This is a genomic window from Bacillus sp. OTU2372, from assembly GCF_038440275.1.
Taxonomy (GTDB): Bacteria; Bacillota; Bacilli; order Bacillales; family Cytobacillaceae; genus Neobacillus; species Neobacillus bataviensis_B.
On the sequence record NZ_JASATK010000020.1, the window covers coordinates 77,721 to 83,720 of the forward strand.

The following is a 6,000-nucleotide window of genomic DNA, read 5'->3' on the forward strand; positions in this document are numbered from 1 at the left end:
ATTGACAGTAAAGAGTCCACGGGTCAGTTTAGTATAAATAGAATTCCTTCAATTGGACTATTGAGAATTGCCTTTCAATCTTATTGACCATTTTCTCATTCTTATAAAAAACCAACCTTTAACACCATTGTATGGTAATAATTACCTGGCATTTCGCTAACTAGTCTTCATATCTTTTAATGGAAGTGGATCAAATAATAAGGAGGATGTATCCAGAAACGTTTTTAATTCACTCTTCCGAATAACTTGTAAATCCAGCACAGCATCACACATCCAATTAATTAAACCGATAAGAAAAGGAGGAACAAATTATCCAAGGATAGGTAAAGCAATCTAAGAAATGAGTGAGTATTTTATTATAAAATAAATCACTAGGATTTTTATTTAATGATTCTTTTATGGGTAAGGAGGGTTTAATGAAAAGAGAATATTTTTGTTGTGGTTGTGGACTTTTTCATTGGCTTGATGTGGACACAGTAGATCCTGAAACAGAGAGTATAGAACCTGTTTCAATACAAGGCTGCCCAAATCCAAAATGTAAATGTCAAACTCCTTTTCAAACAGATTTTCAAGTATTTGCGATAGATACTGTTGATTGGATTAACTACAGTGAAAGTCATCAAGATTTCATAGAAAAAATAAAATGGAGTTCTCCTAAATATGCCCCCGAATTTGCTATAAAAATATACGAAAAACAAGGTATTAGAATTGAAACCTAATGCAAAGTTTTAATATTATTGGAATTAGAGATAATGGGATTCTTCCACGAGTGGTGCTTTACTCAAATAAAGGGTAAAGCTTTTTTGTCGAATAAATTTTAAAAAAATAGACCACAGGGGTCAAGATTTACTTAGTAATACTTTAATTTCTTCTAAAGAAATTCCTAAATTACGAGCTTCCATAATGAGGTCAAACCAATCTTTGTCTAATTCTTTTTCTGGGCTATTTTATTTACAAAGAGCACCCCTTTTTTATGATACTTTTGAGATATCTTTACAAATTGGGTCTAATTTGGACGGATGGGCAGTAGTAACGTTCTTAATTAATCCACTCTACCGTGACCAAATAATGGAGTGCTTGCTATTTCAAATATAAAAAGTACGATTATCTTGTTATAGGTACTTGGCTAGTCTAGAGCAGGACAATTCCTCCTAGGTAAAAAACTTCTAAGGGTATTACCTATCCACTTACATTATTTGATCTTGGATATGTTTATCAATTACATCAGGAACTTCTTGAAGTGAATCCACAGTTAAAAAAGCACTACTATGATCAACGTTAACTTCAACTATGTTATATTGCCATTCACCTTCTGCTGGAATGTAGATTGCATGGACATCCATTTCCAGTGCTGGGACAATATCAGTTCTTAATGAATTCCCAACCATCCATGTTACATTAGGGTCTGCTTTAATGGTTTTTAAAATATCGGATAGAGCTGTTGTATCTTTATGTTCCGAAATAAAAATGCGATGTTCAAAATATGTAGTCAATTCTAACTGGGTAATTTTTCTGCGTTGATTAGCCTCATCTCCTCCTGTGTGCAAATATAATTCATGTCCCTCTTCTTTTAAACGTTGTAGCGTTTCATTCATGTATGGAATAGGTTCAACAGGGATCTCGAATACCTTAAAACCCAACTCTCTTAAATATTGGATTTCATCTTTTTTCTTTTCCCTTTCAGTTAAGTCGCAATAGTATTTATAAGTTCCAACAAATGACTCAGGAAACCGATCTGACTTTAGACCGTGCTCACTAATCGCTGCAACATCAAGTTGAAGCTGCTTCTGTTTTATATCTTCCTCTGTAATCGTGTCAAACCACGACATCATTTGGTCAGCGAATTCGTCTATTACCAGGTTAAAATATCTATTACAGTATGATAATGTATCATCAAGGTTAAATAAAATGTTTTGTTTTTTCATTTTTTACTCCTTTTCAAGATTATAGCTTAACTATTGTTCCACTAAGATTAAGTTAATATTACTGATTAAAGTAAGCATTGTGTCAGAGTTATTCAACTAATGTACAGATATATACAGTATGATTTTTGACCGTATTCATCGTAAATAACGAAACAAAAACAGTAATCATTTAGCTGAACAGTGATTTATGAATAGGGATGTCTTTATGGAAATACTGCTTTTCTTATTAACTACTATTGAGGAACTTAATACTCTTAAATTTTCTATGGAGAAGAATGTTCCATTCCACAAAAGTATGTTTTCCTAAAATCAGCCTTTGGTAAGATTTTGGGGAGTACGTATTCAAGGGATTTAGGTTATGCTGACAGCTAAAATGTAGAAGAAGTGAATATGGAGGTTCCTTATTTGGACTAAGCATTATGAACTTATTTTCTTTACCGAACGTTCTCAATATGTTATATTTACGATGGGAGGAGGAAAATAGAATGGCAAGAAGCAAAGAATTCGAAGAGAACGTAGTATTGGACAAGGCGATGAAGCTCTTTTGGGAACAAGGTTATGAGAAGACATCCTTGACCGATCTGGTCGAGCATATGGGAATCCATCGCAGAAGTTTATATGATACATTTGGCGACAAACATACGCTGTTTTTGAAAGCTATGGATCGATTTCGCGATAAAGTCAGTGCTGAGCTTACGGGAGAAGTTAAACGCTCCAAGACTGCATCAGAGGCTCTTCAGTTTATTTTTAGTTTCATGATATATGGTGAAGAGAACTCGCCTTCAGGCTGTTTGATGGTGAATTCGGCGGTGGAATTGGCAATGCGCGATGCCGATGTGGATTCAAAGTCCACTGAATCATTCACACTATCAGAGCAGCTACTCAAGGATATTATTCTGTGGGGGCAGGAGGAGGGAGAATTTACCTCAGATTACGATGCCGGCGAATTGGCGGAACATCTGCATACTGTATGTGTTGGGTTAAGGGTAATGACAAGAACCTCCACTCCAAAAGAAAAACTACACGGTATAGCCAATTTATCCATAAAACTTTTAGATAAATAATTATTTTATTCTTAGAATAATAGTTCCTATATGAGTAAGTCTGAGATGTAGTAAAGCTTACTCCTAAGAAGATATCATTGCTTATGGATCTTTTAGAATGATCGTTCTCGTATATGAGTCTTTCCTTACTTAAGCTCTTTCCATGAAGGGATCATTCTTTTGTGCTTTTTAGAATGGTCGTTCTCGTATATAAGTCTTGCCTTACTTAAAGCTCTCTCCATAAAGGGATCATTCTTTTGTACTTTTTAGAACGATCATTCCTGTATAGTGAGACTCGCCTATGTCCAAAACTTCTCATTAAGGAAATCATTCCTAGCGTAGTTTTGAGGAGGAAGACATTTTGTTGTACCAAAATTAAATAATAAAAGGAGCATATAAAAATGAAAATTTCTGAACAAGTCGCATTTGTCACCGGCGCGAACCGAGGTTTTGGACGCCACTTAGCTCTTGAACTTCTATCCAGAGGGGCTAAGGTTTATGCTGGTGCAAGAAATCCGGAGTCCATTGACATTCCCGGTGTAATTCCTGTAAAGCTTGATATTACTAATCCTCAAGATGTAGCTGCAGCCGCTATGGTCGCTAAGGATGTTACGCTTTTGATCAACAATGCAGGATCGTCTACAGGTGCTTCTTTGATTGACGGTGATCTCGATAAAATACATTTGGAGTTTAATACGCATTTCTTTGGCACACTTTCCATGGTTCGAACTTTCGCACCGATTCTAGCAAATAATGGGGGAGGAACGATTCTGAATATTCTTTCCGCATTATCTTGGTTCAGTTCGGGAACTGTTGGGGCTTATACTGCTGCAAAGGCGGCAGAGTGGGCATTGACAAACGACCTACGTTTAAATCTCTATCCTCAAAATGTGAGAGTAGCTGGATTACATGTAGGCTTCATGGAGACAGACATGACATCGAGCTTAGAAGTTCCCAAATCCAACCCTGAGGATATCGCAAAAATTGCTATTGATGGATTAGAATCCGACAGCTTTGAAATTGTTGCTGATGACGTGAGCCGAAAGATTCAAAGAGCTTTTGCCGGTGGTGTATCTGCGATATACCCACATCTCTCCTAATACAAATTACTAATACAGTGATTTGTCCAAGATTTCAAACAAAAGGTAAAAGGACATGCATATACAATGGGTAACATAATTCTGAGCAAATGGTTATCTAATTCATCAATTTATCGGAGTAAATTCTAATAGTAGATATTGATAATGACGTTGCTGATATGGCACCAGTTGGTGTATGGTCATTAGCTAATCCGGATTTAGTAGAACGTCTCAAAAAAGGGTTTCCTTTGAATGAAGCAGACCGTACAACATTCTTTGGTGGTAACGGAAGCATGGGTTATACGGATTATCCTACAATGAAAGAATTAAAATCTCAAGAGGGGTAAGTATAGCTTATAAGGTGAAGAATGGCGTACAACTGAAAAATTGTACGCCATTCTTTCATCAAAATTAGAAATTATGGGAAACAGCTGTCTCGATAATTAATATAATAAAAGTTTGTGCTGCTTTTTTGGCTCAACCTGAAAATCAGTGCTTGACGCGTGAATTAGGTGTATTTGCAGCGTTAGATGCATTCTTGGGATATACCCCTTCAAGCACTGGTTTTTGTTTTGAGTCACTTACATTCAACGCTAGAGATTGCATTTCAATGAAAAAGCACCAAAAAATTGTAAAGGAAGAGGATGAAAAAATGAGAGCTGCTCAAATGCAGAAATATTCAAAAGAAGTTCAAGTGGAATTGAATGATGTTAAAATACCAGAATTTAATAGCCGAGAGGTACTCGTTAAAGTAAAAGCAGCAGGTGTTAATCCATTAGATATCCTTATTTTAAAGGGAAGTATTCGAATGATTTCTGATTATGATTTACCATTAACTTTAGGAAATGAACTATCTGGAGTTATTGAGGCTGTTGGAAAAGATGTTAAGAACTTCCACGTTGGTGACCACATTTATACGAGGTTGCCAGTTAATCAAATTGGAGCTTTTGCTGAATATGCGGTCGTCAATGAAGATGCTATATCCATATTGCCTAAAAATCTATCCTTTATTGAAGCAGCCGCTGTTCCTCTCACTGCTTTGACTGCTTATCAAGCATTAAATGACGTACTCAATGCTCAGCCTAACAAAAAGCTATTTATCCCTGGAGGAACCGGCGGCTTTGGTGCTATGGCAATCCCCATCGCCAAATCAATGGGGTTATATGTTATAACAAGCGGCAGTGAAAGAGGTAGATCCCGTACACTGTCGATTGGCGCTGATAAATTCATAAATTACCATGAGGAAAACTATGCCAACATTTTATCTGATATAGATTATGTTATTGACACCTTGGGAGCAAAAGAGATAAAAGCAGAACTTGGTATTTTAAAGCCTCAAGGGAAATTAGTATCATTAAAAGCCGTACCTAATTATCGCTTTGCGGTTGAAAATAATTTTCCAGTGTGGAAAAAACTATTGTTTGGTTTAGTGGGTGCTCGAGTAGATTCTTTAGCACGTAAACATAAAAATGAATATCACTTTTTATTCGTGCAAGCCAATGGCAGTCAATTACAAAAAATCACTAACCTTGTTGAAAAAGAAAATATCACGCCCTCTATTGATTCAATTTATAATTTTAATGACATTAACAAAGCATTAATAAAAGTTTCTACTGGACACTCACAAGGCAAAGTTATTGTAACCTTCTAATCTAAAATTTAAGTACGTGGAAGAACTCTTGTAAACTATAAGGTGCTTTCCTTTTATAGTTCCAGCTACCAATAGGGTAGCTTTTTATTTATTTCGCAAACGGGGAAGTTCAATTATGAGATGACTCACAACTGAAAAAATTATGTTATTGACCTTCTTTGGAAATAAAACAGCACCCTTGAAAGAGTGCTGGAAATCTATTATGGAAGTCCTATTTCTATTCAATCGATGAAGAATTTAACTTTGCTCCTTTAACCTAGCGCTACGAAGATAGAAGCCGTATATGAAACCAGTCATAATGG

6 protein-coding genes and 1 pseudogene are annotated in these 6,000 nt (G+C 35.9%); 5 read left to right on the forward strand and 2 right to left on the reverse strand.

Annotated features, from left to right (window positions below):
* Nucleotides 1–416: 416 nt before the first annotated feature.
* Complete coding sequence (locus AAHB15_RS23415) at nucleotides 417–719, forward strand: hypothetical protein (protein WP_342043484.1); 303 nt, start codon at nucleotides 417–419, stop codon at nucleotides 717–719.
* A 120-nt stretch (nucleotides 720–839) separates the two neighbouring features.
* Here the strand turns inward: AAHB15_RS23415 and sinI are convergent.
* Both sinI and AAHB15_RS23420 read right to left on the reverse strand, forming a co-directional pair.
* Nucleotides 840–923 (reverse strand): annotated as a pseudogene (sinI, locus tag AAHB15_RS30290) (DNA-binding anti-repressor SinI); the annotation flags it as partial.
* Nucleotides 924–1,187: 264 nt separating this feature from the next.
* Nucleotides 1,188–1,925 (reverse strand): HAD family hydrolase, encoded by a 738-nt coding sequence (locus AAHB15_RS23420; RefSeq protein ID WP_335573792.1) that lies wholly within the window; start codon nucleotides 1,923–1,925, stop codon nucleotides 1,188–1,190.
* 485 nt (nucleotides 1,926–2,410) lie between these two features.
* Between AAHB15_RS23420 and AAHB15_RS23425 the strand changes: the two genes are divergently transcribed.
* The 4 genes from AAHB15_RS23425 to AAHB15_RS23440 all read left to right on the forward strand — a co-directional run bounded on the left by AAHB15_RS23425 (nucleotide 2,411) and on the right by AAHB15_RS23440 (nucleotide 5,698).
* Nucleotides 2,411–2,989, forward strand: a complete 579-nt coding sequence (locus AAHB15_RS23425) for a TetR/AcrR family transcriptional regulator (RefSeq protein ID WP_335573793.1) — start codon at nucleotides 2,411–2,413, stop codon at nucleotides 2,987–2,989.
* Between the two features lie 380 nt (nucleotides 2,990–3,369).
* Nucleotides 3,370–4,068, forward strand: a complete 699-nt coding sequence (locus AAHB15_RS23430) for an SDR family oxidoreductase (protein WP_342043485.1) — start codon at nucleotides 3,370–3,372, stop codon at nucleotides 4,066–4,068.
* Between the two features lie 158 nt (nucleotides 4,069–4,226).
* Entirely contained in the window at nucleotides 4,227–4,394 is a 168-nt protein-coding gene (locus tag AAHB15_RS23435) for a hypothetical protein (RefSeq protein WP_335573795.1), read from the forward strand.
* Between the two features lie 305 nt (nucleotides 4,395–4,699).
* Nucleotides 4,700–5,698 (forward strand): NADP-dependent oxidoreductase, encoded by a 999-nt coding sequence (locus tag AAHB15_RS23440; RefSeq protein ID WP_342043487.1) that lies wholly within the window; start codon nucleotides 4,700–4,702, stop codon nucleotides 5,696–5,698.
* Nucleotides 5,699–6,000 lie beyond the last annotated feature (302 nt).

Coding starts and splice junctions, on each gene's coding strand:
- AAHB15_RS23415 (WP_342043484.1), top strand. CDS start 417: ATGAAAAGAGAATATTTTTGTTGTGGTTGTGGACTTTTTCATTGGCTT.
- AAHB15_RS23420 (WP_335573792.1), bottom strand. CDS start 1,925: ATGAAAAAACAAAACATTTTATTTAACCTTGATGATACATTATCATAC.
- AAHB15_RS23425 (WP_335573793.1), top strand. CDS start 2,411: ATGGCAAGAAGCAAAGAATTCGAAGAGAACGTAGTATTGGACAAGGCG.
- AAHB15_RS23430 (WP_342043485.1), top strand. CDS start 3,370: ATGAAAATTTCTGAACAAGTCGCATTTGTCACCGGCGCGAACCGAGGT.
- AAHB15_RS23435 (WP_335573795.1), top strand. CDS start 4,227: ATGGCACCAGTTGGTGTATGGTCATTAGCTAATCCGGATTTAGTAGAA.
- AAHB15_RS23440 (WP_342043487.1), top strand. CDS start 4,700: ATGAGAGCTGCTCAAATGCAGAAATATTCAAAAGAAGTTCAAGTGGAA.